A 26,884-nucleotide genomic window follows, 5' to 3' on the forward strand; every position below is an offset into this window, starting at 1 on the left:
GATTGCGACACACCGGTGTCAATCCACGTGTATGTCTCGCTCGGCCGCCCAGGCGGACATCGTCGCGCGCAGACTGGGTGGCGGCGCGGCAAGCCATCCCGCCATGGCCTCTCCTATCTCGCGAAGATCGACTTTGCCGACCAGTTCCTTGATCGGACCCACCGAGGCCGGCGTGATCGACATGCGGCGAATGCCCAGGCCCAGCAAAGCCAACGCCTCCAGCCGGCGCCCGCCCATTTCGCCGCAAACGCTGATGTCGACGCGAAAATCCTCAAGATTGCGCACCACCCGCTGGATGAACCGCAGGATCGCCGGGCTCAGCCAGTCATAACGCTCGGCAAGCTTGGGATTGGAACGATCGGCCGCGAACAGGAACTGCGTCAGGTCGTTGGTGCCGATCGAGAGGAACGAGATCTTGGGTGCCAGCAGGTCCAGCTGCTCGGCCATGGCCGGCACTTCCAGCATGACGCCATAGCGAATGGCTTCGGGCAGCACTTTCTTCTGCTGCTTGAGATAGGCCAGCTGCCCGTCGAACACCGCCTTGGCCGCGTCGAACTCCCACGGCTCGGCGACCATCGGGAACATGACGTAGAGATTGCGGCCCGCCCCCGCTTCCAGCAAGGCGCGCGCCTGCGCCTTGAGCAGGCCGTCGCGCTCCAGCGCCACGCGCAGCGCGCGCCAGCCCATCGCCGGGTTCTCCTCACCCTCGCCGTCGTCGTGGCGCAAGTAGGGTAAAGTCTTGTCGCCGCCGATATCGACGGTGCGGAAGATCACCGGCTTGTCCCCGGCGGTGTCCATGACATCGCGGTAGAGACGGGTCTGGCGCTCACGCTGGGGCAGCGTGGCCGAAACCAGGAACTGGAACTCCGTGCGAAACAGGCCCACGCCGTCGGCGCCGGTCAGGCTGAGATTGGCGATATCGTCGCGCAGCCCCGCGTTTATCATGAGATAGACACGCTGCCCATCGCGCGAGGTCGGCAGCACATCGCGCAGCGCGGCGTAGGCCGCCTGCCTTTCGCGGCTCTTGGCGAAACGCGTCTCGAACGCCTCGATGATGCCGGGCGAGGGACGCACCGTGGCGATGTCATGATCGGCATCAAGCAGCAGCTGATCGCCCTCGCGCACGACCCCGCGCAACCCCCGCACGCGGCCCAGCACTGGAATTCCCATCGCCCGGGCGACGATCACGACGTGGCTAGTGAGCGAACCCTCTTCCAGGATCACGCCCTTGAGGCGGCGGCGATCGTACTCGAGCAGTTCGGCCGGCCCGAGGTTGCGCGCGATCAGGATCGCGTCGTTCCTGAGGCCCATCGAGGCCGCGGTGCCGATCTGGCCCGAGACGATCCGCAGCAAGCGGTTCGCCAGGTCCTCCAGATCGTGCATCCGGTCCGCCAGCAGCGGATCGTCGATCTGGCGCATGCGCATGCGGGTGCGCTGCTGCACGCGTTCGATCGCGGCTTCGGCGGTGAGGCCGGAATCGATCGCCTCGTTGATCCGGCGCGTCCAGCCTTCGTCGTAGGCGAACATGCGGTAGGTCTCCAAGACCTCCTCATGCTCGCCGCCGACGCCGAATTCGGCCTGACCGGCCATGCGGTCGATCTGCTCGCGCATCTTGTCGAAGGCCAGGATGACGCGCTGGCGTTCCGCCTCCGTATCCTCGGCGACGACATGCTCGATCGTCACCCGGGGCTGGTGGAACACGGCCACGCCCGAGGCCAGCCCCTTGACCAGGGTCAGTCCGCGCAGCTGCTCCGGCCCGGTCTGCCCGGCGCCGAAGGCCCCGGCGTTTTCCTCGTCGATCAGGTCGGCATTGACGATGAGTTCGGAAAGCACCATCGCCACCGTCTGCAGCGCCTCGATCTCGACTTCCTCGTAGCGGCGCGGTTCGACATGTTGCACGCACAACACGCCCACCGCCCGCTGACGCCGCACGATCGGCACGCCTGCGAACGAATGGAACTTTTCCTCGCCCGTTTCCGGCCGATAGGAGAAGTCCGGATGCGCCGCTGCCTCGGCAAGATTGAGCGTTCCGATCTGGTCGGCGATCGTGCCAACCAGGCCTTCTCCCACCGCCATGCGGGTGACGTGGACCGCTTCCTGTGCCAGGCCGCGCGTCGCGAACAGTTCCAGCATCCCCTCCCGCAGGAGATAGATCGAGCAAACCTCGCTATCGAGGCATTCGCCGATCACTTCCACCACGGTGTTCAGCTTGGCCTGCGCGTGGCTGCGCGAAGCCATGACCTCGTGGAGGCGGGTGAGAATGTTTCGTGCTGCTTCGACGGCTCCGCTGGTCATGCCGTTGCACCTAACCCAAAGCGAGCCCTTTGGGAACGCAGCGGTGCCGACAAATCAGCTTGTTCCGACGATATCGCGCAATCCGGAATCGGCGATCAGAACCGCACGATTTCCTCCTTGAGCCTAAGCTTTCGCTTCTTGAGCGCCTGGATCAACGCGGCATCAGGCATGGGGCGGCTCATCTCATCGTGGATTTGCCGTTCGATACCGGCATGCTTGAGCTGCAAGGCACTGACGTGCGAACTATCCATGGACGGTTCCTCCTCTAAGGAAGCCGGACCCAGCCGAATAACCCGAATTGGCGACTCGGCATTAGTGGTCCGGCGCGAAACGGATGGAACCATATCCAGTCCGTCTTGCGAAGAGCATGAATGCTTCATATCGGTGAATCGCGTGAATCCTGCGCTGGGCAGGAACGCGCGGCGCTGCCGCGGGTATGGCACGATTCAGACGAGGAATTCCGGCGTGACCGAAGAGGAAATGCGCAAACGCCTCGAAATCCTGCGGGTCGAGCATCGCGACCTCGATGCCGCGATCGACGCGCTCCTGGCTTCGGGGTCGAGCGACCAGATGCAGATCGCGCGACTCAAGAAGCGCAAGCTGAGGCTCAAGGACCAGATATCCCAGATCGAGGACTATCTGATCCCCGACATCATCGCCTGATCGCCGCCGGCCGGCCCTGGTTGGCGTACATGCCGGGATCGGCCGACCGCCTGTTTCCGGTTAACCTGTGTTCACTATGAACCGTTCCGATCGGGGACAGCGGAAATTTTGCCCCGGATTTTTACCATTGGGCAGTTGCCGCCGAGTCGCGGCTGGGAAATATGGACCGGAGATGTCCGAACCGGTCACCATAAACCCGCGCATCATCGAAGCGCTCTATTGCGAGGCACTCGTCCTGTCCGACGAGGTTCGCAATGCCTTCACGCTGTCCGGCCGATTGGAACGGGTTGGCGCGGACCAGGATCTCGCGCGCGTGGCGCTTTCGGCGGAAGGCCTGCGCACGACGACGCGGATGATGCACGCGATCGCCTGGCTGCTCAATCATCGTGCCTATTTCATGGGGGAAATCAGCGAGTTCCAGCTTCGGCATCACGGCCGCCTGTCTTCCGAGATGCGGCTTTGCGAACCGGACCAAGTGGCGTTGCTGGATCCAAGGATCGCCGAACTGGTGGAAACCACCCGCCGCTTCTACGATCGCCTCCTGCGCCTCGATCACAACTGGCGGCTGACCGGACAGGGCCAGTCCAGCGCCATCCAGCGGCTGCGCGAACGGATCGAGCGGCGCCTGGCGAGCTGACGCGGATTCATCATTAACGGCCGATGCGGATTCCGCCTTCCGCGCAGACCCATGGCGCGAGTGGAGCGGCGGGAATGGCTCGACACGCCTCCCTACAATGCCCATATCGCATCCATGGACGCTTCACGGGACATCGAAGGGCCTTATGCGGTGGCCGAGCACGCCGGCCAGTTGGTGCGGCGCGTGCTCGCGCGCAATCCATCGCCGTTCACCTATACCGGCACCCAGACCTATATCGTCGGCGATGCCGGGGAAGTGGCGGTGATCGATCCTGGCCCGGACCGGCCCGAACATCTTGAGGCGCTGATCGCGGCCATCGGCGATGCCCGGGTTCTGGCGATCTGCTGCACCCATACCCATCGCGATCACTCACCCGCCGCCGCGTCGCTTTCGGCCAGTACCGGCGCCCCGATCGTCGGCTGCGCGCCGCTGGTGCTCGACGATGACGGCCCGCGCGCCGATGTCGCTTTCGATCCCACCTACCGTCCCCACCGCGTGCTCGCGGATGGCGAGGCGATCGCCGGCGAAGGCTGGACCCTTACCGCCGTCGCCACGCCCGGCCACACTTCGAACCACTTGTGCTTCGCGCTCGAAGAAGCCGGCGCGCTGTTCACCGGCGATCATGTGATGGGCTGGTCGACAAGCGTGGTTTCCCCACCCGATGGCGACATGACCGCCTACCTGGCAAGCCTGCAGAAGCTGCATGATCGCATGGGGGATACCGTCTACTATCCCGCGCATGGCCCCGCCGTCGAAAAGCCGCGCCAGCTGGTGCGCGGCATGATCGGCCACCGCCGCAGCCGCGAAAAGCAGATCCTGCGCCAGATCGAGGCGGGGCGCACCCGGATCGCGGACATGGTGCCGCAGATGTACAAGGGCGTGGACGAAAGGCTCTGGCCCGCCGCCGGCCGTTCCGTGCACGCGCACCTGATCGACCTGGAAAGGCGCGGCGTCACCATGCGTGACAAGGACAACTGGACGCTCGCCGAACCGTAATCGTCGCTCGTCGATGAAAGTATTGGGACCAAGCCGCGTTTGCGATTATTCCCCTGCGCTTCCAAAGCAGGAGGGATTTCATGGCAAGCGTTGCAGACGCGCGGGTTGCGCGCCTTTCATTCTGGCAGAAGATGACGATCGGCATCTCTGCCTTCATCGTTTTCGGTTTTGCGCAGTTCGGCCTGCGGGGCATGGTGGATTACCAGCATGCCCCGCTGGTCATGCATCTTCATGGCATGGCGATGCTGGCGTGGCTGAGCCTGCTGGTAACGCAATCGCTGCTGGCCGGCCGCGGCGGGCTTGCCCTGCACCGCAGGCTCGGCTGGGCCAGCGCGGTGCTGCTGCCGCTGATCGTGGTACTCGCCAGCCTCACCTGCCTTACCGCGATCCGCAGGGGCATATTTCCCCCGTTCTTCACCGCGCCCTATTTCCTCGCGCTGGTCCACGTCAGCGTGGCGATCTTCGCCGCCATCGTCGCCACCGCCGTCGCCCGGCGCGGACAAGCCGATTGGCACAAGCGCCTGATGGTCGGCTCTACCGTGTTGCTGATGGAGCCGGCACTGGGCCGTATCCTGCCGATGCCGCTGATCCTGCCTTGGGGCGAATGGCTGTCGATGGTGATCCAGCTCGGCGTGGTCGGCCTCATCATGCGTCACGACCGCAGGGAACTGGGACGCATCCATCCCGCGACAACCGCGGTCGCGACCGCCGTCGCCCTTTCGCACGTGCTGGTCGAACTGCTGGCGATCACGCCCTGGTGGATCGCCTTCACCGCGCGCGCGGCCGGCGCCTGAGCCTGTATTTTATCCTTGGGTCCCGGCCCCCGCATCCCTAGATAGACCGCGCCCCGGCGTCAGCGCCGGGGCCAGGACGAAAAAGGGAATGCCATGACCGTAATGCCCGCCGACCTTTCCGGAATCGACGTGCGCGCCGAAATCGAACGGCTGCGCAAGGAACGCAACGCGGTCATCCTGGCGCACTACTACCAGAAGCCCGAGTTGCAGGACCTCGCCGACTTCGTGGGCGACAGCCTGGAACTGTCGCGCAAGGCAGCCGAGACCGATGCCGACGTCATCGCCTTCTGCGGCGTCAAGTTCATGGCCGACACCGCCAAGATCCTCTCGCCCGAAAAGATCGTCGTGCTGCCCGACCTGGAAGCCGGGTGCAGCCTGGAGGATTCCTGCCCGCCCGAAAAGTTCAAGGCCTTCCGCGAGGCGCACCCCGATCACATCGCGCTCACCTACATCAATTGTTCGACCGAGGTGAAGGCGCTTTCCGACGTAATCGTCACCAGTTCCAGCGCAGAGACGATCCTTGCGCAGATCCCCAGGGAGCAGAAGATCATCTTCGGTCCCGATCGGCACCTGGGCGGCTACCTCAGCCGCAAATTCGGCCGCGAAATGCTGCTCTGGCCGGGCGTGTGCATCGTCCACGAGGCTTTCAGCGAGACCGAGCTGATGAAGCTCAAGGCCCAGCACCCCGGCGCGCCGATCGCCGCGCACCCGGAATGCCCGCCGCACATCGTTGATCACGCGGATTACGTCGGATCCACCAGCGGTATCCTGAACTACGCCAAGACCATGCCGGGCCAGACCCTGATCGTCGCCACCGAGCCGCACATCATCCACCAGATGGAACTGGCGCTGCCGCACAAGACCTTCATCGGCGCCCCCGGCGCCGACGGCAACTGCAACTGCAACATCTGCCCCTACATGGCGCTCAACACGCTGGAGAAACTCTATCTGGCGTTAAGGGACCTGACGCCGCGGGTGGAGATCGAGGAAGGGCTGCGGCTGGCAGCGAAGAAGAGCCTGGATCGCATGCTGGAAATGGCCAGCGGGACGGTGGGCAAGGGGGATTTGGGCGGGCGGTGAGCGAAGCTGCGGGGGCGGAAAAGGTCGCCCGCTGGATCAGGAATGATCCGCTTCGCTGGAACCTGCTTGGCCATGTGCGGGCGCTCGATCTCCCGGATTGCCAGATCGCCGCCGGCTTCGTCCGCGACGCTGTCTGGGCGATCCTCCACGATCAATCGCCCGATCTTGCCGGGGACGTAGACGTGATCTGGTTCGACGCGACCAACACCGCCGAAGAGACGGATCGCTCCATCGAAGCCCGACTTCGTGCTGAAGTGCCGAACATCCGCTGGTCCGTGAAGAACCAAGCGCGCATGCACATCGACAATGGAGACGCGCCTTACCGTTCCTCGGAAGACGCAATGCGCTTCTGGCCGGAAACAGCCACCGCTGTTGCCGCGCGCCGCACGCAGGACGATCGTTGCGAAGTGATCGCACCGTTCGGTGTTTCCGACCTGCTGACGCTCACGCTGCGCCCGGCCGGTGACTTCAAGGACAGGAAACGGGCGATCTTCGAGCAGCGGGTGGAAGCGAAAAACTGGCTGACCCGCCTCCCCCGCCTGCTACTGACGGGCTGAACCTTACCCCGCCATCACCCGCCGCACCATCTCCGGCTCCGCCTCGATCACCTTGAGATAGGCGCGCACGGCCGGCGGAGGCATGTGTCGGGCCAATTCGTATTGCCTGAGGTTCGCGACCGGAATGCCGAAAGCGTTGGCGAATTCCTGCTGACTCATGCCCAGCCGGTGGCGCAGGATACGAAAGCGACGGCCCATGTGCGCACGCTCCAGCCCGGCAACGCTGACGTCCCGATCTTCCGGGTCATTCGGGTCAGCGGGAATAGCGATCGTAGTCTCTTTGTTCACCTGCGTTGCTCCTCCTGACGGAGATCAATCGGATACGTTCTCCGCGCCAGACGTGAACGGCCGTGTAGAGCTTTCCATCGACACGGCCCACCGCCTTCCATCTCTCCTCCTCATCGTCGATCCGGATGGTCGGCGCGAGAACATGAAACGGATCATCGAACACCCGCATCCCGAACGCCAGCCGCAGCCCGTGCTTGAAACGGTTGGCCTCGTCCTTGGCAGGGTCGCATTCGAACTCCATGCCGTGCGACTATGTGAATCACATATAGCATGGGAAGTTAACAGATGTCCATCAGCCATCGGCTTCCCGCCACTCGCCCGGTGCCAACCCGGCCAGCGTCCAGTCCCCCACGCTCCAGCGCACCAGGCGCAGCGTCGGGTGGCCCACGGCGGCGGTCATGCGGCGGACCTGGCGGTTGCGGCCTTCGCGGATGGTCAGGCGCAGCCAGCAATCGGGCACCGACTTGCGATAGCGCACTGGCGGATCGCGCGGCCAGAGCCCGGGGTCGTCGATCCGTTCGGCCTCCGCGGGGCGCGTCGGGCCGTCCTTGAGGATGACGCCCTTGCGCAGGGCCGCCAGCGCCGCGTCGCCGGGCAGGCCCTCAACTTGCGCCAGGTAGGTCTTGGGCATCTTGAAGCTGGGATCGGCGATCCGCGCCTGCTGGCGCCCGTCGTCGGTGAGCAGCAGCAACCCCTCGCTGTCCCGATCGAGCCGGCCGGCGGGATAGACGCCCGGCACGTCGATGAAATTCGACAGCGTGGCGCGCGGCGTCGGCGAGCCGGCGTCGGTGAACTGCGAAAGCACCTCGTAGGGCTTGTTGAACAGGATCAGGCGCGCCACCGGCTTACTTGCCGTCGGCCTTGGCCAGCGCGAGCGCGCCCGCCAGCAGGATCATGCCGATCACGTCGCCCGAAGAAAGCGTCTCCCCAAACACCAGCCAACCGGCCAGCGCCGCGATCGCCGGCTGCGCCAACAGGGCCAGGCCGATCACCAGCGGCGGAAAGTGCCGCAGCGCATAGATCAGGCCGCCCTGCCCCACCAACTGGCTGGTCACGGCCAGGACCAGCAGCGGCCGCCAGTCGTGAGGCATGATCGCCTCGCCCTGCAACCAGGCGATCCCCAGCATGACCGGCACGCTCGTCAGCATCGAGTAGAGCAGCAGCGAATAGTTGCCGATCCGCTCGCGCACCGATCCCAGCATCAGGATATAAATCGCATAGAGCAGCCCGGCGAGCAGGCAGAGCAGGTCTCCGACCAGGTTGCCGCGGCTGATTTCGAGCGATCCGCCCATCAGCAGCGCCGCCCCGGCCAGCGAAGCGAGGATCGCCGTCAATTCGAGCAGGCGCGGCGCCCGGCGCGCGGCGATGAGCCCCCAGGCCATCAGGATCACGCCGCCGCCATTGCCGAACAGCGAGGCATTGCCCAGCTTGGTGCGCTCGATGCCGATATGCCACGCGGCAAGGTCGAGCCCGAAAGCGATGCCGCCGCCCAGTACGACGAGCAAGGCCGCCCCGGCCACGCGGCGCTGGGCAAGCGGCTCGCGCATCGAGAGCGCGAAGATCACTGGAAAGGCGAGCACCAGCCGCCAGAACCCGGCCGCCACCGGCCCGGTATCGGCGAGGCGCACCAGCATCGCGCCAAGCGCGAGGCCGAAGTTCGCGATCAGCAACACCGCCAGGTGGCGCACGGTCCAATCGTACCCGGAACGATGCGGTTGCGTGATGGTGCTGGGCATCACCGTGCCCTAGCCGCGCCAAGGGCCCGGCGTCCAGCCGCTCGGCAGGGACGAGGCAAGGAAGGGGGAAGCGCCGGCGCGCGGGGTTGGGGGGCTTGCGCGCCGGCGCGCAGTTACAGGCTTATCGCTTCGGCGGTCGGGGGTGATAACAGCCGCGCCAGCCTGTCCCTGAATTTCCGTTTCCGTTGTCTCAGCCTTGCGATCTCCAACGGATCGGCAAAGCGCTCTCTCCTGGCCCTGGCCAGCAGAGTGTCGAGCTTCTGGTACTGCTCGAGCATTCGGAACATGCGTTCGGTCATTCTCAATTCCCTGTCGAACGGGTTTGGTTCGATCGGGAGAGCCGGTGCGAAGCTCCGGAAAAGCCGGAGCCCTGGGGAACCTCGGACAGTATCTTGCCGGGTCCTGCATCGGTATCACCCGATGCGGTCCGACATCACGAGACGCGGAATTTGCCGGAGCCTTCCAGCCAAGTCCCGCGCCGCGCCAGAGGGGCCCGGTCCGCGCGCTTTTTTTAGGTCCTAATCGCTCCGCTTTCAAGTCCAATCGAGCTTTTGCCCGATTCCGGCAGCGACGCCGCCCCTGGCGAGCAAGCACGCGGGAGTAAGGAATGCCCGCCTTTTCGTCCCGCCACGGAACGCGGCCAAACCCGTTTACACCTTGGCATGCCGGACGGGATAAGGTCCCGGCATGATCCGGCTTCCCCGACTCGCCTTCGCCCCCATCGCGCTGCTGCTGGCCGTCCAGCCGGCAGAGTTCGTCTCGGCCCAGAACGCCTCCGGCGCCGCACCTTACACCATCGTGGAGACCGGGCGGGGCTATGCCAGCCTGCAGGATGCGGTGAACGCGATCGGCGAGGGGCGCGGCACCATCCGCTTCGCCTCGTTGCGCTTTGCCGACTGCGCGGTGCAGGGCGCCGGGGAGATCACCTACCAGGCGGCCGTCCCCGGTCAGTCGGTGCTCGACGGCACCGCGTGCGAGGGCAAGGGCGCGCTCGTCCTGCGCGGGCGCGGCGCCCGGGTGGAGGGCCTGGTCTTCGCCAATATCCGCGTTTCCGACAAGAACGGCGCCGGCATCCGCCTCGAACGCGGCAACCTGGCCGTCTCGCAATCCTGGTTCCGCGACAGCGAGCAAGGCATCCTTACCGCCGACGATCCGGCCAGCACCATCACCATCGACAAGTCCACTTTCACCCGGCTCGGCACTTGCGAGGGTTCGGGCTGCGCGCATTCGCTCTATGTCGGCAACTACGGCGCCCTTACGGTGACGCGCAGCCGGTTCGAGGCGGGCACCGGCGGCCACTATGCCAAGACCCGCGCCGCCAGGATCGCCATCCTCAATTGCAGCTTCGACGATTCGCGCGGCCGCGCCACCAACTACATGATCGACCTCAGCGACGGCGCCACCGGCCGCATCGCCGGCAACTGGTTCGTGCAGGGCCGCGACAAGGAGAATTACTCCGCCTTCATCGCCGTCGCCGCCGAACATCGCAACCATCCCTCGGGCGGGCTGACGGTGGAGGACAACAACGCCCGCTTCGCCCCCGGCATAGACCGCCGCAGCGCCTTCGTGGCCGACTGGTCGGGCGACGCCGTGCGCCTGGGCGTCAACACGCTCGGCCTGGGCCTGGTGCGCTACGAAAAACGCTGAACGGCGCGGTCGCGGCGAGCCGCCACGCTACAGCAGGTGCCCGGTCCGGTCCCGCTTGGTCTCCAGATACCGCGCGTTGTGGGGATTGGGGGGAAGCTGGTGGGGGACGCGTTCGATCACATCCACGCCCACGGCGCGCAGGGCGCTGACCTTGGCCGGGTTGTTGGTCATCAGCCGGATCGCGTGGACGCCGAGCAGGTCCAGCATCCGCGCCGCCACTGGGAAATCGCGCGCCTCGGTGGGCAGGCCCAGGCGGTTGTTGGCGTCCACGGTGTCGAAGCCGAAGTCCTGCAACCGGTAGGCGCGCAGCTTGTTGATGAGGCCGATGCCGCGCCCTTCCTGCCGCAGGTAGAGCAGCACGCCCCAGCCGCCACGCCCGGCCTCCTCGGCCATGGCGCGTAGCGCGGCGTCGAGCTGGGGACCGCAGTCGCATTTCAGGCTGCCCAGGATGTCTCCGGTAAGGCATTCGGAATGCAGCCGCACCAGTGGCGGGCGGTTTCCGTCCTGCGTGCCGATGACCAGCGCGACATGCTCGCGCAAGTCGTCGAGCGCGCGGAAGGCGATGATCTCGGCGGTCTCGCAGGCGGCGACCGGAAGCCTCGCGCGCGCGGCGATCGCCAGACGGCGGGTGTCCTTCCACGCGGCAAGGTCGGCGGGTGAGACGCCCTGCGCTTCGCCGGCCGGCGCGGGAGCGACCAGGAAGGCCGGCAGGATGCCCGCGAGCCGCGCCAGTTCCATGGCGGCGCGCGCGGCCTCCGGGTCTTCCAGGGGTTCGGCGGCGAAGGGCCCCTTCATCGGATGGGCGAGATCGAGCGCCGGATCGGCGACCGCGCGCGCGGTTTCGAGATCGAAGGCCTGTGCCGCGCGGATCAGCACCGGCGCTTCCGGCACGGCGGCCTCGCGCTGGTTGGCAAGCTTGAGAGTGACCGCGCGCGCGGCCGAGATCAGCATGCGCTGGGCGCTCGTGCAGGGCGCGAAGCCAGTCTCGGCGGGGAGCAGGACATCGCCGGCGTCTGGCCCCTCCCCCACCCGGACCGGCCAGCCATGGCGCAGCGCGTCCAGCGCCAGCGCCACCCGGCGGGCGCCGGGCGAAGGCGGCGGCTGGTTCAGAGATCGAACTCCGTTATCAGCGGCACGTGGTCGCTGGGCTGGTCCCACCGCCGGGTTTCCTCGACGAAGCGATGCGCGCGGGCCTGCGGCGCCAGTTCGGGCGAGGCCCACATGTGGTCAAGCCGGCGGCCCTGGTCCTTGGCCCGCCAATAGCTGCGATAGGACCACCAGGAATAGTTGCGCTCGGGCGCCGGGATGAACCGCCGCCCCAGATCCACCCAGCCATGGGCGTCCTGGAAACGCGCCAGCGTCTCGATCTCGATCGGCGTATGGCTGACGACCTTGAGCAGCGCCTTGTGATCGTAGACGTCGCAATCGAGCGGGGCGATGTTGAAATCGCCGACGATCAGGGTGGGCCGGTCGATCTTGTCCGCCCAGCGCGTCATGCGGCCGATGAAGTCCAGCTTCTGGCCGAACTTGGGATTGACCTCGCGGTCGGCCACATCGCCGCCGGCGGGGATGTAGACGTTCTCCAGGACCAGTCCGCCAGGCAGTTCCACGCCGACATGGCGGGCCTCGCCATTGTCCTGCCAGTCATGCCGGCTGAACTCGGTGAACGGCAGGCGAGAGACGGTGGCGACGCCGTGGTAGCCCTTCTGCCCGTGCACCGCGCGATGGGTGTAGCCCAGCCGCTCGAACATCTCGTGCGGGAAGAGATGTTCGGCGACCTTGATCTCCTGCAGGCACAGCACGTCGGGTGCCTGCTCGGCAAGGAAACGCTCGACCTGGTCGAGGCGCAGGCGGACGGAATTGATGTTCCAGGTGGCGATCTTCATGCGCGTGGCTTTAGGCACGCCTTGGCCGAAATGCCAGAGGGCCCTTCCGAATGCCCCTACCGAGCCTCCCGGAACGGCACTGGCGGGAAATGTGCACCGAAAAACAGAAAACCCTCGAGCCGGGGGCAGAGGCTCGAGGGTTCCTGTAAGCGTTCGTCACGCTATTGGCAGTACGGCCGGTTCAGGAGGCGTGGGCAACAGGGGGGAAACCCGCCTCAAGCCGTACTGACCAGTTCAATCTAGGACCGATTGCCTTGCTGGCAAGTGAACGGAATTCAGGAAATTGTCGCAGTTTGTCGCTTGGCGAGCACGATCTGCGGCGGACCGTTGCCCCCTGTCGACGAGTCCTATCGGTGAGTCCGGGGACGCGGATCGTTCCAGCGGAAATCGTTGTCGCTCACCGGTGCACCATAGCGCTGGTTGGACAGCGCGATGGTGGTGCGCTGGTTCTGCGAATCGAGCGCGACCCAGTAACTGAGCTCAAGCCCGCCCGGCGCGGAAGCCTTGCGCGTGAAGATCAGCGTAATCACGCCGTACTCGGGATGCGCGGTATCGCGCACTTCCACGCTGATGACATTGGGATTGCCGGTGGGCATGGCCTTGCCGTACCGGGCGACGTCGCGGCGCGGATCGAGCAGCGCGCCCAGCGGGCTGTTGCTGATCGGCCAGCGCTGCACCTGGTTGACCGCATAGTCGATCAGGGTCAGCGCCTTGCCGTCACCCACGATCAGCATCCGCGCGCTCTTTTCGTACTGGAAGCGGATCCGGCCCGGGCGCTTGAGCGTGAGTGTCCCTCGCAGGACCTGGCCGTTGCGATCGGTCTGGACGAAATCGGCCTTCATGGTCGAAATCGCGCGCAGCGCGGCAACCGCCTGGTCGAGCTGCGCCGCGTCGGCTGCCGATGCGGCAGCGCGCGCCGGTGCGGCAGGAAGGAGGGCAGGAACGCAAAGCGCGGCCAAAGCGGCCGCGCCAACGCAAGAACGAAAGGTCTTCTGGATCGGGTTCATGGCTTCCCTGATGGGTACACCGCCTTGAACCGACCGTGAACCCTTACTTGATCTTGGCTTCCTTGAACTCGACATGCTTGCGCACGACGGGGTCGTACTTGCGGAAGTTCATCTTCTCGGTCGTGTTCCGGGGATTCTTCTTGGTGACGTAGAAAAATCCGGTGTCGGCGGTCGAGACCAGACGGATCTTGACAGTTGCGGGCTTCGCCATGGCGGTTTCCTGTAATCTCTCGTTTCAAGCCGCCCTGGCAGGCCGGCGTGTCCGTTGAAAAACTTCGGGCGGCAACAATGCGCCGCCCTTCAAGGCTGCGGCCCATGCGTCAGGGCCGCGTGAAAGTCAAGCGGATGGGAGGCGCTCAGTCCGGCTTGAAGGGTTTGATCGGCTCGAGAATGCCGAATTTCTCCTTCTTCGGCTTTTCCTCCAGCGGCGGCATATCCAGATCGGGGGCATCGCAACGGGTATCGGGAAGATGGTCGAGCAGGTCGCGAATCAGGGTGAGGCGGCCGCGCCGCTGATCGTTGAAGTCGACAAGGGCCCAGGGCGCGTGCTTGGTATGGGTGGCTTCCAGCATCGCCTCGCGCGCCTTGGTGTATTGCCCGTATTTCTCGCGCGCGGCGAAATCGATGGGTGAGAGCTTCCAGCGCTTGAGCGGGTCTTCCAGGCGTTCATGCAGGCGTTCCTCCTGCTCCGCCTGGTCGCAGGTCAGCCAGTACTTGAAGAGCAGGATGCCATCGTCGGTCAGCAGCTTCTCGAATACCGGCACATGGCGCAGGAAGGCGTCGACCTGTGCCGGGGTGGCGAACCCCATGACCTTCTCCACCCCGGCGCGGTTGTACCACGAGCGGTCGAACAGCACGATCTCGCCGGCGGCGGGAAGATGGGGCACGTAGCGCTGGAAATACCACTGGCCCTGCTCGCGCTCGCTTGGCGCGGAAAGCGCGATGGTGTGGCACTGGCGCGGATTGAGGCGCCCCGAAATCGCATTGATGACCCCGCCCTTGCCGGCGGTGTCGCGCCCTTCGAACAGCACCAGAATGCGCGCGCCGGTGGTCTTGGCCCAGCGGGCCATGCCGGCAAGCTCCTCCTGCATGGGTTCGAGCAGGGCCTCGTATGCCTTGTGCCCCAAGGTTTCGGAGTGCCCCTTGCCCATCCCGAGCGGCCGTCTCAGACCCGCGAGAGCAGGAACAGCGCCGCCACGCCCACAACAATGCGATACCACGCGAAGGGCGCGAAGCCGGAGCGGCTGACGAAGGCCATGAACGCCTTGATGACGACCAGCGCGACGACGAACGAAACCACGAAGCCGATCGCGATCTGGTTCCAGCCCACCGGGCCCAGGCCGGCGGCAAGCTGATGGCGCGCGCCCCACAGCTCCAGCGTGGTGGCGCCCATCATCGTCGGCACTGCCAGGAAGAAGCTGAATTCAGCGGCGGTGCGTCGTTCCACCCCCATGGCGAGCGCGCCCATGATCGTCGCGCCCGAACGGCTGACGCCGGGCACCATGGCCAGGCACTGTGCAAGGCCAACGCCGATGCACTGGGACACGGGAAGTTCCGCAACCCCCGTCAGCGGACCCGGCCTGGCCACTTTCTCGATCGCGAGAATAGCGATTCCGCCCGCGATTAGCGCCCACGCGACGACCGAAGGCTGGCCCAGCAGGGCTTCGATCTGGTGCCTGAGCGCGAAGCCGAGCACGGCGGAGGGCAGGAACGCCAGCAGCACGTTGCGCACGAATCGGATCGAGACGGGATTGAGCCTGAACAGCCCCATGCCCACCGCCCAGAACGTGCGCCAGAACTGCACGATCACCGCCAGGATCGCGCCTAGCTGGATGACGATGTTGAACGTCGCCCACTGATCGGCGTTGAACCCGAACAGGACAGTGGCAAGGATGAGGTGCCCGGTCGAGGAGACCGGAAGGAACTCGGTGAGACCCTCGACAATGCCGAGGAGGATCGCGGTGAATGTCAGGTCCATCGGCGGCAGGTCATGCCGCACCCGCCGGACAAGTCAAGCCGACACATGCTGCGGTGCGAAATTTGTAGGCCGGAAAGGCCAAATCCGCGATTTCACCAAATCCGCACGCGTTGCTCGGGCGGCAGGTAGAGCTTGTCGCCCGGCTTGACGTCGAAGGCCTTGTACCACTCGGCGAAATTGCGGACGATGCCGTTGATCCGGTATTGCGGCGGCGAGTGCGGGTCGGTCACCAGGAACTGGCGGGCCTGCTCCTCGCGCACCTTGCTGCGCCAGACTTGCGCCCAGGCCATGAAGAAACGCTGGTCGCCCGTGAACCCGTCGATCACCGGGGCCTCCTTGCCGTTCAGCGAGAGCCTGTAGGCGCGGTAGGCAAGGCTGAGGCCACCCAGATCGCCGATGTTCTCGCCCATGGTCAGCTTGCCGTTGACGCAGGTCTTGCCTTCGTCGAACGGGCAAAAGGCGTCGTATTGCGCCTCCAGCTTGCTTTGCAGCTTCTGGAACGCCGCCTTGTCGGCGGAGGTCCACCAGTCGCGCAGATTGCCGCTGCCGTCGGACTTGGCACCCTGATCGTCGAAGCCGTGGCCCATCTCGTGGCCGATCACCGCGCCGATCGCGCCATAGTTGACCGCCGGGTCCGCCGAAAGGTTGAAGAACGGCGGCTGCAGGATCGCCGCCGGGAAGACGATCTCGTTCATCGTCGAGTTGTAATAGGCGTTGACCGTCTCGGGCAGCATGCCCCACTCGGCCCGGTCGACCGGCTTGCCTATACGGTTCATGTCGAAGTTCGCCTGCCATTCCCCGGCACCGACCGCATTGCCGAGCGGATCGGTGGGAGAGAAGGCGAGGCCTTCGTATTCCTTGAACTTGTCCGGCGCGCCGATCTTGGGGGTGAAGGCGTCCAGCTTGGCCTGGGCCGCCTTGCGGGTATCGGCACCCATCCACTTGAGGTCCTGGAGGTTCGCGGCCATCGCCTTGCGCAAGTTGGCGACGAGCGCTTCCATCGCCGCCTTCTGCTCGGGCGGATAGAACTTCTCGGCATAGATCCTGCCCAGCAGTTCGCCCGCCTGGTTCTCCACCGCGCCGATGCCGCGTTTCCAGCGGGCGCGCTGCTGGGGCTGGCCCGTCAGCGTCCGGCCGTTGAAATCAAAGGAAGCCGCGTCGATGTCGCTCGGCAGGACAGCGGCGTGATCGCCCAGGAAATGCGCCGCGAGATAGGCCTGCCAGGTCGCCACCGGCACCGTATCGAGCAGCTTGGCGATCGCCGGCATGCCGGCACCGAACAAAGCGCCCGCCTTGGCGGCATCGATGTTCGCCGCCTTGAGTTCTTCCGGCGTGGGCGGCATCTCGCCGACGATCACGTATTCGGCCTTCGCGGCGCCGGTGGCTTCGAGCAGGCTCTTCACCAACCCGGGCGAGCCGAGCGCCTCGAACTCCGCGATCGACAGCCTGTTGTAGGTAAGATCGCGGTCGCGTGCGCCGGCGCGGTCCCAGTCGACCTGGGCGATTCGCGTTTCGAGCGAAAGCACCGCCTTCGCAGCGCCCGCGGGATCGGCGTAGCCCGCCTTGCCGAGCAGGAAGCCCAGGTAGCCCAGGTACTTCGCGCGGATATCCTGGGAACGCTGGTCGTTCTTGAGGTAATAGTCCCGATCGGGCAGGCCCAGCCCGCCGATATTGGCATGCAGCGCGTAGATGTCGCTCTGCTTGGGATCCGCGTCGACCCACAAGGTGACTGGCGAAGCGAAGCCGGGGGCGCCGAACAGCCGGACGATATCGTCCGCATTCTTCGCCGCGAATATACGGTCGAGATAGGGCCGCGCCGGCGCCAGGCCCGCCTTGTCGATCGCGTCGGTATCGATGAAGGCCTTGTAGGCGGCCGCGACCCGCGCGTCGTCCGTGCCCGGGGCGGGACTGGCGGCGAGCAGGCCGTCCAGGATCGTGTGGAGGCGCTCTTCGGACAAGTCGCGCAGATCGATGAACGCGCCGGCACGCGTGCGATCGGCCGGCAGTTCGACCGAGGCGTTCCACTTGCCGTTGACATATCCGTCGAAGTCGTCGCCGGGCTTGATCGCGGCCTCCATCCATTGGGTCTGGATGCCGAAGCGGCCCCAGTCCAATGCCGGGGCAGGAGCCGGGGATGGCGCGTCGGCGAAAGCCGGGACGGCCGAAAGCGAGAAGACAATGGCGGAAACGCCCACCGACGCGGCTAGGGCACGGCCCAGGAAATTGCGCATGCATGACCCTTCTTCGGGAGAATCAAGGGACCGGCCGCGACGGACCGATCATAACCGCGCAACATAATTGCCCAGCCGCGCAACGCCAGCCTCAAAATGTCGTTAGCCGAGCGGAATCAGCGGTTCGTCGAACTGCAACGAGGCCAGCCGCGCATAGAGGCCGCCCGCGCCCGAAAGGCTCTCGTGCGTGCCCTGTTCGACGATGCGCCCGCCATCCATCACGACGATGCGATCGGCCTTGCGCACGGTGGCCAGGCGGTGCGCGATCACCAGGGTGGTGCGGTTCGCCATGAGCCGTTCGAGCGCATCCTGCACCAGCCGCTCGCTTTCAGCGTCGAGCGCGCTGGTCGCCTCGTCCAGCAGCAGGATCGGCGCGTCGCGCAGCAGCGCGCGGGCGATCGCGATGCGCTGGCGCTGGCCGCCCGAAAGGCGCGCCCCGCCCTCGCCAAGAAAAGTGTCGAGCCCTTGCGGCAGCGCACGCAGGAAGCCCTCGGCATTGGCCGCGCGCGCCGCTTCCCAGACCGCGGCGTCGTCCGCCTGCCAGTTGCCATAGCGCAAGTTGTCGCGCGCCGAGGCGGCGAACAGCACGCCGTCCTGCGGCACCAGGGCGATACGCTGGCGAATCTCCGCGGGATCGGCCGATGTCAAGGGCACCCCGTCAACCTTGATGACGCCGCTCTGGGGATCGTAGAAGCGCTCCGCGAGCTGGAACAGCGTGGACTTGCCGGCGCCCGAGGGGCCGACGATCGCCACCGTCTCGCCCGGCTCCACGGTCAGGCTGAAATCATGCAGCGCCGCCAGTTCGGGGCGCGAGGGATAGCGGAAGGTCACGCGTTCGAAGGCGAGCTTGCCGCGCGCCGGCAGCGGCAGCGCCAGCGGGCGGTCGGGCGCGGAGATCGCCGGGCGCTCATGCAGCAGCTCGTCCAGCCGGCTGGCCGCGCCGGCGGCCCGCACGAGGTCTCCGTAGACCTCGCTCAGCGAGCCGAACGAGCTGGCGACAACCGCGCCGGACAGCACGAAGGCGGCGATCGTGCCGCTGCTGATCCTGCCAGTGGCGACATCGATGGCGCCCTGCCACATCAGCAGGGTGAGCGAGCCGAACACCAGGACCATGATGATCGCGGTCATGACCGAGCGGAGCCGGATGCGGCGCTTGGCGGCGGTGAAGGTACGCTCGACCGCCGCCTGGAAACGCTCCGCCTCGCGCCGTTCCTGGTTGAAGGCCTGAACGATCTTCATCGCACCCAGGACTTCGGTAATCATCGTGCCGACATCGGCGACACGGTCCTGGCTGCTGCGCGAGGCCTTGCGCAGCAGCCGCCCCATCAGCACGATTGGCACCACCACCACCGGGATCACCAGCAGCAGTTCCGCCGTCAGGCGCGGCGCCAGGTAGAACAGGTAGCTGGTGCTCATGATGGCGATCAGCGCATTGCGCAAGGCGATCGACACGGTGGTTCCGGCCACCATCTCGATCAGCGCGGTATCGGATGTCATGCGCGAGGAAATCTCCGCCGGGCTGTTCTGCTCGAAAAAGCTGGGCGGCATGCGCAGCAGGTTGGCCTGGACGTCGCGGCGGATGTCCCCGACCACGCGTTCGCCCAGCCACGAGACGAAGTAGAACCGCACCGCCGTGCCAAGCCCGAGTACGGCGATCACCGCCAGCATCGCCAGGAAGGCGTGATTGATCTCCGTTATCTGCGATTCCGGGCCGAAGCCCTTGTCGATGATCTGCTTGAACCGGCTGGGAATGTAGGACGTCGCCGCCGAAGTGGTGAGCAGCGCCAGGCCCGCTATCGCCGCATGCGTGGGATAGTGCAGCGCCCGCTGCCACACCATGCGCAAGGACCCGAGGCTCCTGCCGCCGCGCGGCGCGGCGGGCTGTGTCGTGCTGGTTTCGCGATCCGGCGCGGTGGCCGTGCCCTGGTTGGCGTCCATGCGCGCGCCCTTACAGTCTCCGCGAGCCAAGGGGAAGACCCATGCCCGCCCCGGGGCTCGCCATGCGAGGGAGCATGAGGGAGATTCGGTATTGCCGCATTGCACAAAGAGTGGTTAGCCCCCAAGTGGAATATCAGGTTCGCGCGGCCATGGGGCCGCGCCAGGAGAAGTATCTTGCTCTACAACGCGTATGAACTGCAGCGCACCATGCTCAGCGGTGCCGCGGCATGGGCTTCCGTCACTTCCGAAATGCTGTCGAATCCAGCGCTTCCCATCGGATATCTGGGATTCGGCCCGGTCATGGCCTCGGCCCTTGACGTCTTCGCGCATGCCGCCATGCCGCGCGGCAAGCCGGAATTCGGCATCGAGCGGATCGAAGTCGGCGGCAAGGCCCACAACGTCACCGAATCGATCGTGCTGCGCCGCGCCTTCGGCAATCTCCTGCGCTTCGATCACGAAGGCCTGCCCGCCGATGCGCCGAAACTGCTGATCGTCGCGCCGATGAGCGGCCACTACGCCACCCTGCTGCGCGGCACCGTGGCGCGCATGCTCGAAAGCTGCGTGGTCTACATTACCGACTGGGCCGACGCCAAGATGGTCCCGGCAAGCGCCGGCCGCTTCGACCTGGACGACTATATCGACTATGTGATCGGCTTTCTCGAGCACATCGGCCCCGGCACCCACATGCTGGCGGTGTGCCAGCCCTCGGTCCCCTCCTTCGCCGCCGCGGCGGTGATGGGCCAGCACGAGCATCCGTGCCGCCCCGCCACGCTGACGATGATGGGCGGGCCGATCGACACCCGCGAGGCGCCCACCAGCGTCAACGACGTCGCCATGCAGCAGCCGCTTTCGTGGTTCGAGCACAACGTCGTCGCCACCGTGCCGATGACCTACCCGGGTGCCGGTCGCAAGGTCTATCCCGGTTTCCTGCAGCTGGCCGGATTCATGGCGATGAACCTGGGCAGCCACATGATAAGCCACTTCGGGATGTTCAAGCACCTGGTCGAAGGCGACGGCGAGAGCGCGGCGGCGACCAAGGCGTTCTACGACGAATATCGCTCGGTATGCGACATGACCGCCGACTTCTATCTCCAGACGGTCGAGCACGTGTTCCAGCGCCATTCGCTGCCAAAGGGCGAATTCGTCCACCGTGGCGAGGTAATCGACCTGGGCGGCATCCGCGACACCGCGCTGCTCGCCGTTGAGGGTGAGAAGGACGACATCTCGGGAATCGGCCAGACCAGGGCCGCGCTGCACCTTGCGCACAACCTGCCGGACAGCCGCAAGAAGTACTTCCTTGCCGAAAGCGTCGGCCACTACGGCATCTTCAACGGCAGCAAGTGGCGCACCCGCATCGCGCCGGTGCTTGAGGACTGGATACGCCAGCACCAGAAGAAGCGGCTCAAGATCGTGGCCTGAACTTCCGGTCGTCCCCGGCTTGTCAAATACCCAAGCTTATCGATCGGGACTCTTGCTCTCCTTGCCTTCATCATTGCGAGCCGCCGTAGGCGGCGCGGCAATCCAGAGTGTCGGCCAGGACGGTAACTGCCCTGGATTGGTTCGGCGGCTTCGCCGCCGCGCGGGCGACGAGGGGGGGGGGGGGGGGGGGGGGGGGGGGGGGAGACGAGTCTCGCTTCAAGAGACTTGGTAGAAGATCACTGGGGCGCAGCGCCGGAAGCGCTGGATCGACACCCTTCGACAGGCTCTGGGTCAGCGGATCCGGGTTCGGATCGCGTGTTCCTTGGTTCAGTTAGAGCACGCCGAATAGCAGGATGGCCAAACCCACCCAGAACACCAGCGAGGATACCACGGCGATGGCCAGGCCGAGGGCGATGTGCCGGTCATCCTCGTCGGGCAATTCCGCGGTTGCCCTGATCGCGAGCCATTCCGGCAGGGTATTTTCGTGGTGACGCTGCACGTTCGGTGCTTCGATGCGGGGGCGTTCGATGTCGAGCAGCATGTGGTAGAATCCCAGGGACCGGACGGCTTCGATCAGTAGCCTCGTTATGCCTTAATCAGATGTATTGGTAATAGGTAATGTACCCGATCAGCCGCCGGCCTTTCCGGCCAGCAGGGCCGGTGTCAGCACTTGCGGCAGTTGCTCGGCCCTGCCGCTGCGATCGTACCAGACGTAGAGCGGCACCCCGGCCGCGCCCTGGGCGGTGAGATAGCGGGTGATCCCGGGATCGCGGCGAGTCCAGTCCCCGCGCAGGACGATCACGCCGGCCTTGTCGAAGGCCGCCTTGGTCTCCGTGCGCTCGATGGCGACGCCCTCGTTGACTTTGCAGGTCAGGCACCAGTCGGCGGTCATGTAGACGAACACCGGCCTGCCGCTGCGGCGCGCCTCGGCCAGCACCTCCTCGCCGAAAGGTCTCGCATCGAGGATGGATTCGATCCGCGAGGGCGGCGGCGCTGGCTGAGGGAGCAGCAGCGGTCCGGTGAGAGCGAACATCACAGCGGCGAACGCCGGCACGGCGGCGGTCTGGCCCCGGCGCTGCCGCCAGCCCAGCCACGCGAGGGCAGCCACCACCATGCCGGCGCTGACAAGCGTGAGGGCGGCGAAACCGGCGCCGCCCACCTTCCAGGCCAGCCAGGCCAGCGCCGCCACCGTCAGCGCCATCGGCAGCGCCATCCAGCGGCGGAATTGCACCATCCAGGCGCCCGGCCGGGGCAGCCGCGTCCTCAGCGCGGGCACGAAAGCCACGGCCAGGAACGGCAGGGCGATACCCACCCCCAGTGCCGCGAACAGCAGCAGCGCGGGCAGGACTGGCAGCAGCAGCGCCGCGCCCATGGCGGAGGCCATGAACGGCCCCGTGCAGGGGGTGGCGACGAAGGCGGCCAGCAGCCCGGTGGCGAAAGCGCCCTGGGTATAGCTGCGCGGCGAACCCGTGCCGACAAAGCCGGGCACGGCGAATTCGAACAGCCCCAGCAGGTTCGCGGTGATCGCCGCCGCCAGCAGCAGCAGCGCGACGACGACCAGCGGCTCCTGCAACTGGAACGCCCAGCCGACCTGCTCGCCCCCCGCCCGCAGCGCCAGCAGCAGCGCGCCCAGCGCCAGGCAGGCGGCGATCACGCCGGCCGCGTAGGCCAGCCCTTCGATCCGCGCGTGCGCCTCGCTTTCGCCGGCCCGGGCCAGGCTGAGCGCCTTCAGGCTGAGGATCGGGAAGACGCAGGGCATGACGTTGAGCAGCAGACCGCCCGCCAGCGCGGCCAGCAGCAGCCACGGCAGGGCGGGCAGCTTCGGGGCCTCGCCGCTGAACACCGGCACGCCGCCCTCCGGCACTTTGCCGGGCCTGCCCGCGAAGGAAACGCCGTTGCCGGCTTCGTCGAGCTTGAGCACGCCGCTGACCGCATCGCCGCCGCGCGGCTCGAACCTGGCGCGCGGGATCGTCACCAGCAGCAGGTCTCCCTTGCGCGCGAAGAGCTGCGGCGCGGCATAGTCGACCAGCTTGTCCTCGCGGATGAAGACATGCGGAGAAACCAGCTCCACCGAGGCCGGCAGCGGGATCGCGAGGCGCAGGTCCCGGTCGCCGAGCGCCATCGCGGCTGGTCTGTCGAGCGGGGCGGGGAGGCGGCGGCCCCATTCGCCGAAATCGGCGGGCGGCGGAGCCTGGTCGGTGCGGGCGGAAGTGATGGCCACTTCCGCAGCGAGCCGTGCGCTTTCAGGCACGCAGATCTGGTCGGTGCAGGCCAGCCACTGCGCTTTCACCCGCACCGGCAGACGGCTTCCGGGCGCGGCATCGGCGGGCATGCTGAAAGGGACGAGGACCGCGTATTCGCTTTCATAGACGTGGTTCATCAGGCCCTGAACGAGCAGGGTCTGGGGCACCGGATAGCGCGGCTCGCCCGTTTTCGCGCCCTTGGGCAGGGACCAGTCGAGCTGCATGCCGAGCCCCGCGTCGCCGGGATTCACCCAATAGCCGTGCCAGCCCGGCGCCGGCGTCATGCGGATCGCGAGCTGTGTTTCCGCGCCCGGCGCCGCCGCTGGGCCGGCGATCAGCTGCGCGGCGATATGATTGGGCTCCGCACGGGCAGTGCCGACCAGGCCCAGAAGTATCAGGACGTGACACAGGAATGCCATGGACAGGCAATAACGGCGCGAGATCATCAGGCTTCCGTGCGTTGGGCGGCCCTTGCGCCGGTTGCGCAATCCGTTCATCGACGCATCTGCCCGCATTGATCCGACATTTCAAGGAACCTCCCCCCGATGCGCTCCGTTCTCCGTTCGGTCGTCCTCCCGCTGATCGCCCTCTCCGCCGCCCTTTCACCCCTGCCGTCCCTTGCCGATCCGGCACCCGCCGCCAGCCCGGCCCCGGCCGAAGCGCCCGCGCGGCCGCCCCGGCTGATCGTCGCCATTTCGGTCGACCAGTTTTCCGCCGATCTCTTCGCCCAGTACCGGGAGCATTTCTCGCATGGTTTCGCACGGCTGTTGACCGGCGCGGTGTTCCCTTCCGGCTTCCAGTCGCACGCCGCGACCGAGACTTGCCCCGGCCACTCCACGCTGCTCACCGGGGTGCACCCGGCGCGCACCGGGATCATCGCCAACAACTGGTTCGCTCCCGGCATCGGCCGCAAGGACAAGCAGGTCTACTGCGCCGAAGACGAGACCAACCCACAGAGCACTTCGGAAGAACCCGTGGTCTCGTCCGGACACCTCAAGGCGCCGACCCTGGGGGACCTGATGAAGCGGAAGAACCCGGCCGCGCTCAACGTCGCCGTCTCGGCCAAGGATCGCGCGGTGGTTATGATGAGCGGCCATACCGCCGACGCCGCGTACTGGTTCAAGGGCAAGGGCTTCACCAGCTTCGCGGACCGCGCGCTTTCGCCCGCCGCCCAGGCGGAGAACGCGGCCCTGGCCGATGCCATCGGCCAGGGCGCGGGCGCGTTGCCGATGCCGGACTGGTGCGCCTCGCTCGACCGGGCGCTGCCGCTCGGAGACTTTTCGATCGGCACTTACAGGTTCCCGCTCAAGGCCGGCGACTTCAAGGGCTTCGCCGCGAGCCCGCGCATGGATGCCGCCACCACCGACATGGCCGTGCGCCTGGTGGACGAGACCGGGATGGGCAAGGACAATGTCACCGACGTGCTTTCGGTCAGCTACTCGGCGACCGACAAGGTCGGCCATGCCTATGGCACCGAAGGCGTGGAGATGTGCATCCAGATGGCGCAGCTCGACCGGACCATCGGCACCCTGCTCGACGCGCTCGATGCGCGCGGGATCGATTATCTCGTCGTGCTGAGCGCCGATCACGGCGGCATCGACGCGCCCGAGCGGCTTCGGGAGCATGGCGTGCCCGATGCCTCGCGGCTCGACCCGGCGCTCACCAGCGCGGCGCTGTCCGAGGCGGTTTCCAGCGAGACCGGGATCACCGCGAAGTCCGGCCCGCTGCTCTACGGCGCGGGTGGTTCGGGCGACATCTGGCTGGCCGACGGGCTGAGCGGCAAGCAGCGCAGGAAAGTGATCGCCGCGCTTGTCGCCCGGCTCAAGGCCAATCCGCAAGTCGCGGCGGTCTACACCGCCGACGAACTGGCCAAGGTCAGGGTTCCGCGCGGCAACCCGCAGGACTGGACGATGATCGAGCGCGTCGCCGCTTCGTTCAATCCCGCGCATTCGGGCCAGGTGCTGATGATGACCGGGCGTGCGGTCGTGCCCGGCACCAAGCCGGTTCCCGGCTATACCGCCACCCACGGCAGCCCCTGGGACTATGACCGGCGCGTGCCGATGCTGTTCTGGCGCAAGGGGCTGACGCACGAGGAGCAGCCGCAGCCGGTCGAGACCGTCGACATCGCGCCGACCCTGGCCGCGCACATCGGGCTGCCCGAGCCAGTGGGAACATGGGACGGCAGGTGTCTCGACATCGACGGTTCGCGGGCCGATACCTGCGCGCGATGAGCGACTCGGATACCAATGCGAAGCCCGCGGGCGAGACCCGCGACCTGACTATCCTGGGCGGCGGCCTCGTCGGCATGACGCTGGCACTCGCCGCCGCCCGGGCCGGGATCACCAGTCACGTGATCGACCGTGCCGACCCGGCGGACCTCGTCGCCGAGGGCGCGGACGGACGCGCCTCGGCGATCTCGACCGCGAGCTGGAACCTGTTCCGCAACATCGGCATCGCCGAAAGCCTCGCGCCGCTCGGCTGCCCGATCGATTCGATCGCCGTGACCGACGGGATGAAGCCGGGCCGAATCGATTTCACACCCAAGCCTGGCGGGGAATTGCTCGGGGGTTCGCTCGGGCGCATGTTCGCCAACCGCGACTTGCGCATCGCGCTGTTCGATGCCGCGCGCGGCGAACCGAACATCGCCTGGCATGTCGGGACCGAGGCGGTGCGCCGCGATCGCGGCCCGCACAGCGTCGAGGTGGAACTGGCGGACGGGCACGTACTGCGCGCCTCGCTGCTGGTCGCGGCGGAAGGCCGCCAGTCGCCCACCCGCGACGAGGCCGGCTTCGCGCTCGCCAAGTGGGACTACCAGCACCGCGCGATGGTGACGGCGCTGTTTCATGACAAGCCGCACGAAAACACGGCCTGGGAAATCTTCTACCCCGCCGGCCCCTTCGCGCTGCTGCCCCTGCTCGACGATGCCGAAGGCCGCCACCGCAGCGCGCTGGTCTGGACCGTGGCGGAGAAGGACGCCGCCGGGGTGATCGCCATGAACGACGCGATGTTCGTCAACGAGGTTGCCGGGCGCATGCACGGGGTGCTCGGCGCGATCTCGCTCGCGGCGCCGCGCATGAGCTATCCCTTGCGCTTCCACCACGCCGGCAAGGTCGTCGGCCAGCGTCTCGCGGTGATCGGCGATGCCGCGCATGGCATGCATCCGATCGCCGGACAGGGCCTCAATCTGGGCCTGCGCGACGTTGGCGCGCTGGTCGAGGTCCTGGCCGAGGGCATGCGGCTCGGCCTGGAGCCGGGCGACGCGCAGCTGCTCGCCCGCTACGAGAAGTGGCGCAGCCTCGATGCCTTCATGGTCATGTCCGTTACCGACGGCCTGACCCGCCTGTTCGGCGTTCCCGGCCGCCTGCCCAGCGCCGCGCGCCGCCTGGGCATGGGCGCGGTGCAGCGCCTGCCGGCCCTGAAGCGCTTCTTCATGGACGAGGCCCGGGGAATGTCGGGTAAGCTGCCCGCGCTGCTGCGGGGCTGAACCCG

The 26,884-nt window shown here is 66.8% G+C and carries 27 protein-coding genes; 10 read left to right on the top strand and 17 right to left on the bottom strand.

The window, feature by feature from the left end; genetic code table 11:
- Window positions 1–18 precede the first annotated feature (18 nt).
- Both ptsP and BM052_RS04600 read right to left on the bottom strand, forming a co-directional pair.
- On the bottom strand, window positions 19–2,295 hold the full coding sequence (gene ptsP, locus BM052_RS04595) for a phosphoenolpyruvate--protein phosphotransferase (RefSeq protein ID WP_091143729.1): 2,277 nt from the start codon (window positions 2,293–2,295) through the stop codon (window positions 19–21).
- 95 nt (window positions 2,296–2,390) lie between these two features.
- Window positions 2,391–2,546, bottom strand: coding sequence for a YdcH family protein (locus BM052_RS04600; RefSeq protein ID WP_091143731.1), 156 nt, complete (start codon window positions 2,544–2,546; stop codon window positions 2,391–2,393).
- A 214-nt stretch (window positions 2,547–2,760) separates the two neighbouring features.
- Here BM052_RS04600 and BM052_RS04605 point away from each other — a divergent pair, with 214 nt between their 5' ends.
- From BM052_RS04605 to BM052_RS04630, 6 genes are all read left to right on the top strand, one after another.
- A complete protein-coding gene (locus BM052_RS04605; protein ID WP_091143958.1) occupies window positions 2,761–2,958 on the top strand; it encodes a YdcH family protein in 198 nt (65 codons plus the stop codon).
- A 172-nt stretch (window positions 2,959–3,130) separates the two neighbouring features.
- Window positions 3,131–3,595 (top strand): DUF1465 family protein, encoded by a 465-nt coding sequence (locus BM052_RS04610; RefSeq protein WP_091143733.1) that lies wholly within the window; start codon window positions 3,131–3,133, stop codon window positions 3,593–3,595.
- Between the two features lie 114 nt (window positions 3,596–3,709).
- Entirely contained in the window at window positions 3,710–4,591 is an 882-nt protein-coding gene (locus BM052_RS04615) for an MBL fold metallo-hydrolase (protein WP_091143961.1), read from the top strand.
- A gap of 80 nt (window positions 4,592–4,671) precedes the next feature.
- Window positions 4,672–5,385 (top strand): hypothetical protein, encoded by a 714-nt coding sequence (locus tag BM052_RS04620; RefSeq protein WP_091143735.1) that lies wholly within the window; start codon window positions 4,672–4,674, stop codon window positions 5,383–5,385.
- A 93-nt stretch (window positions 5,386–5,478) separates the two neighbouring features.
- Window positions 5,479–6,465 (top strand): quinolinate synthase NadA, encoded by a 987-nt coding sequence (gene nadA, locus BM052_RS04625; protein WP_091143737.1) that lies wholly within the window; start codon window positions 5,479–5,481, stop codon window positions 6,463–6,465.
- Window positions 6,462–7,022 carry a nucleotidyltransferase family protein gene (locus BM052_RS04630; RefSeq protein WP_218151515.1) on the top strand — a complete coding sequence of 187 codons (561 nt, stop codon included), beginning with the start codon at window positions 6,462–6,464 and terminating at the stop codon, window positions 7,020–7,022. Before nadA ends, BM052_RS04630 begins: the two co-directional genes overlap by 4 nt.
- A gap of 3 nt (window positions 7,023–7,025) precedes the next feature.
- Here BM052_RS04630 and BM052_RS04635 read toward each other — a convergent pair whose 3' ends face one another.
- The 5 genes from BM052_RS04635 to BM052_RS04655 all read right to left on the bottom strand — a co-directional run bounded on the left by BM052_RS04635 (window position 7,026) and on the right by BM052_RS04655 (window position 9,345).
- On the bottom strand, window positions 7,026–7,310 hold the full coding sequence (locus tag BM052_RS04635) for a helix-turn-helix domain-containing protein (protein WP_255405962.1): 285 nt from the start codon (window positions 7,308–7,310) through the stop codon (window positions 7,026–7,028).
- A complete protein-coding gene (locus BM052_RS04640; protein ID WP_091143741.1) occupies window positions 7,276–7,551 on the bottom strand; it encodes a BrnT family toxin in 276 nt (91 codons plus the stop codon). Before BM052_RS04640 ends, BM052_RS04635 begins: the two co-directional genes overlap by 35 nt.
- 51 nt (window positions 7,552–7,602) lie before the next feature.
- Window positions 7,603–8,151, bottom strand: a complete 549-nt coding sequence (locus tag BM052_RS04645; RefSeq protein WP_091143744.1) for a pseudouridine synthase — start codon at window positions 8,149–8,151, stop codon at window positions 7,603–7,605.
- 4 nt (window positions 8,152–8,155) lie between these two features.
- On the bottom strand, window positions 8,156–9,046 hold the full coding sequence (locus BM052_RS04650) for a DMT family transporter (RefSeq protein WP_091143746.1): 891 nt from the start codon (window positions 9,044–9,046) through the stop codon (window positions 8,156–8,158).
- Between the two features lie 113 nt (window positions 9,047–9,159).
- The gene (locus BM052_RS04655) at window positions 9,160–9,345 is read right to left on the bottom strand and encodes a DUF465 domain-containing protein (protein ID WP_091143748.1); all 186 of its coding nucleotides are present in this window, start codon (window positions 9,343–9,345) and stop codon (window positions 9,160–9,162) included.
- A gap of 388 nt (window positions 9,346–9,733) precedes the next feature.
- On the opposite strand from BM052_RS04655, the gene BM052_RS04660 reads away from it, so the two are divergent.
- Complete coding sequence (locus BM052_RS04660) at window positions 9,734–10,693, top strand: hypothetical protein (protein WP_091143751.1); 960 nt, start codon at window positions 9,734–9,736, stop codon at window positions 10,691–10,693.
- 27 nt (window positions 10,694–10,720) lie between these two features.
- On the opposite strand, the gene ribA is transcribed toward BM052_RS04660, so the two are convergent.
- The 8 genes from ribA to BM052_RS04700 form a co-directional block, all read right to left on the bottom strand.
- Window positions 10,721–11,767 (bottom strand): GTP cyclohydrolase II, encoded by a 1,047-nt coding sequence (gene ribA, locus BM052_RS04665; RefSeq protein ID WP_255405963.1) that lies wholly within the window; start codon window positions 11,765–11,767, stop codon window positions 10,721–10,723.
- A 32-nt stretch (window positions 11,768–11,799) separates the two neighbouring features.
- Complete coding sequence (gene xth / locus BM052_RS04670; RefSeq protein ID WP_091143756.1) at window positions 11,800–12,579, bottom strand: exodeoxyribonuclease III; 780 nt, start codon at window positions 12,577–12,579, stop codon at window positions 11,800–11,802.
- 347 nt (window positions 12,580–12,926) lie between these two features.
- Window positions 12,927–13,586 (bottom strand): LolA family protein, encoded by a 660-nt coding sequence (locus BM052_RS04675; RefSeq protein WP_091143758.1) that lies wholly within the window; start codon window positions 13,584–13,586, stop codon window positions 12,927–12,929.
- A gap of 43 nt (window positions 13,587–13,629) precedes the next feature.
- On the bottom strand, window positions 13,630–13,797 hold the full coding sequence (gene rpmG, locus BM052_RS04680) for a 50S ribosomal protein L33 (protein ID WP_039391223.1): 168 nt from the start codon (window positions 13,795–13,797) through the stop codon (window positions 13,630–13,632).
- Between the two features lie 145 nt (window positions 13,798–13,942).
- Complete coding sequence (gene ppk2, locus BM052_RS04685; protein WP_091143759.1) at window positions 13,943–14,737, bottom strand: polyphosphate kinase 2; 795 nt, start codon at window positions 14,735–14,737, stop codon at window positions 13,943–13,945.
- A 14-nt stretch (window positions 14,738–14,751) separates the two neighbouring features.
- Window positions 14,752–15,564, bottom strand: coding sequence for an undecaprenyl-diphosphate phosphatase (locus BM052_RS04690; RefSeq protein ID WP_091143762.1), 813 nt, complete (start codon window positions 15,562–15,564; stop codon window positions 14,752–14,754).
- A gap of 92 nt (window positions 15,565–15,656) precedes the next feature.
- Window positions 15,657–17,795: a M13 family metallopeptidase gene (locus tag BM052_RS04695; RefSeq protein ID WP_091143763.1), complete on the bottom strand. Its 2,139-nt coding sequence runs from the start codon at window positions 17,793–17,795 to the stop codon at window positions 15,657–15,659.
- A 102-nt stretch (window positions 17,796–17,897) separates the two neighbouring features.
- Window positions 17,898–19,733: an ABC transporter transmembrane domain-containing protein gene (locus tag BM052_RS04700; RefSeq protein WP_091143766.1), complete on the bottom strand. Its 1,836-nt coding sequence runs from the start codon at window positions 19,731–19,733 to the stop codon at window positions 17,898–17,900.
- 174 nt (window positions 19,734–19,907) lie between these two features.
- Between BM052_RS04700 and BM052_RS04705 the strand changes: the two genes are divergently transcribed.
- Window positions 19,908–21,152, top strand: a complete 1,245-nt coding sequence (locus BM052_RS04705) for a polyhydroxyalkanoate depolymerase (protein ID WP_091143769.1) — start codon at window positions 19,908–19,910, stop codon at window positions 21,150–21,152.
- 331 nt (window positions 21,153–21,483) lie between these two features.
- On the opposite strand, the gene BM052_RS04710 is transcribed toward BM052_RS04705, so the two are convergent.
- Both BM052_RS04710 and BM052_RS04715 read right to left on the bottom strand, forming a co-directional pair.
- On the bottom strand, window positions 21,484–21,693 hold the full coding sequence (locus BM052_RS04710) for a hypothetical protein (protein ID WP_091143770.1): 210 nt from the start codon (window positions 21,691–21,693) through the stop codon (window positions 21,484–21,486).
- A gap of 87 nt (window positions 21,694–21,780) precedes the next feature.
- Window positions 21,781–23,841: a protein-disulfide reductase DsbD family protein gene (locus BM052_RS04715; RefSeq protein WP_091143965.1), complete on the bottom strand. Its 2,061-nt coding sequence runs from the start codon at window positions 23,839–23,841 to the stop codon at window positions 21,781–21,783.
- Window positions 23,842–23,940: 99 nt separating this feature from the next.
- On the opposite strand from BM052_RS04715, the gene BM052_RS04720 reads away from it, so the two are divergent.
- Both BM052_RS04720 and BM052_RS04725 read left to right on the top strand, forming a co-directional pair.
- On the top strand, window positions 23,941–25,626 hold the full coding sequence (locus BM052_RS04720) for an alkaline phosphatase family protein (RefSeq protein WP_091143773.1): 1,686 nt from the start codon (window positions 23,941–23,943) through the stop codon (window positions 25,624–25,626).
- Window positions 25,623–26,879 (top strand): FAD-dependent monooxygenase, encoded by a 1,257-nt coding sequence (locus BM052_RS04725; RefSeq protein ID WP_091143775.1) that lies wholly within the window; start codon window positions 25,623–25,625, stop codon window positions 26,877–26,879. The genes BM052_RS04720 and BM052_RS04725 overlap by 4 nt, the downstream gene beginning before the upstream one ends.
- Window positions 26,880–26,884: the final 5 nt, after the last annotated feature.

The sequence above is a fragment of the Novosphingobium sp. CF614 genome (assembly GCF_900113255.1).
In the GTDB taxonomy this organism is placed as follows: Bacteria; Pseudomonadota; Alphaproteobacteria; order Sphingomonadales; family Sphingomonadaceae; genus Novosphingobium.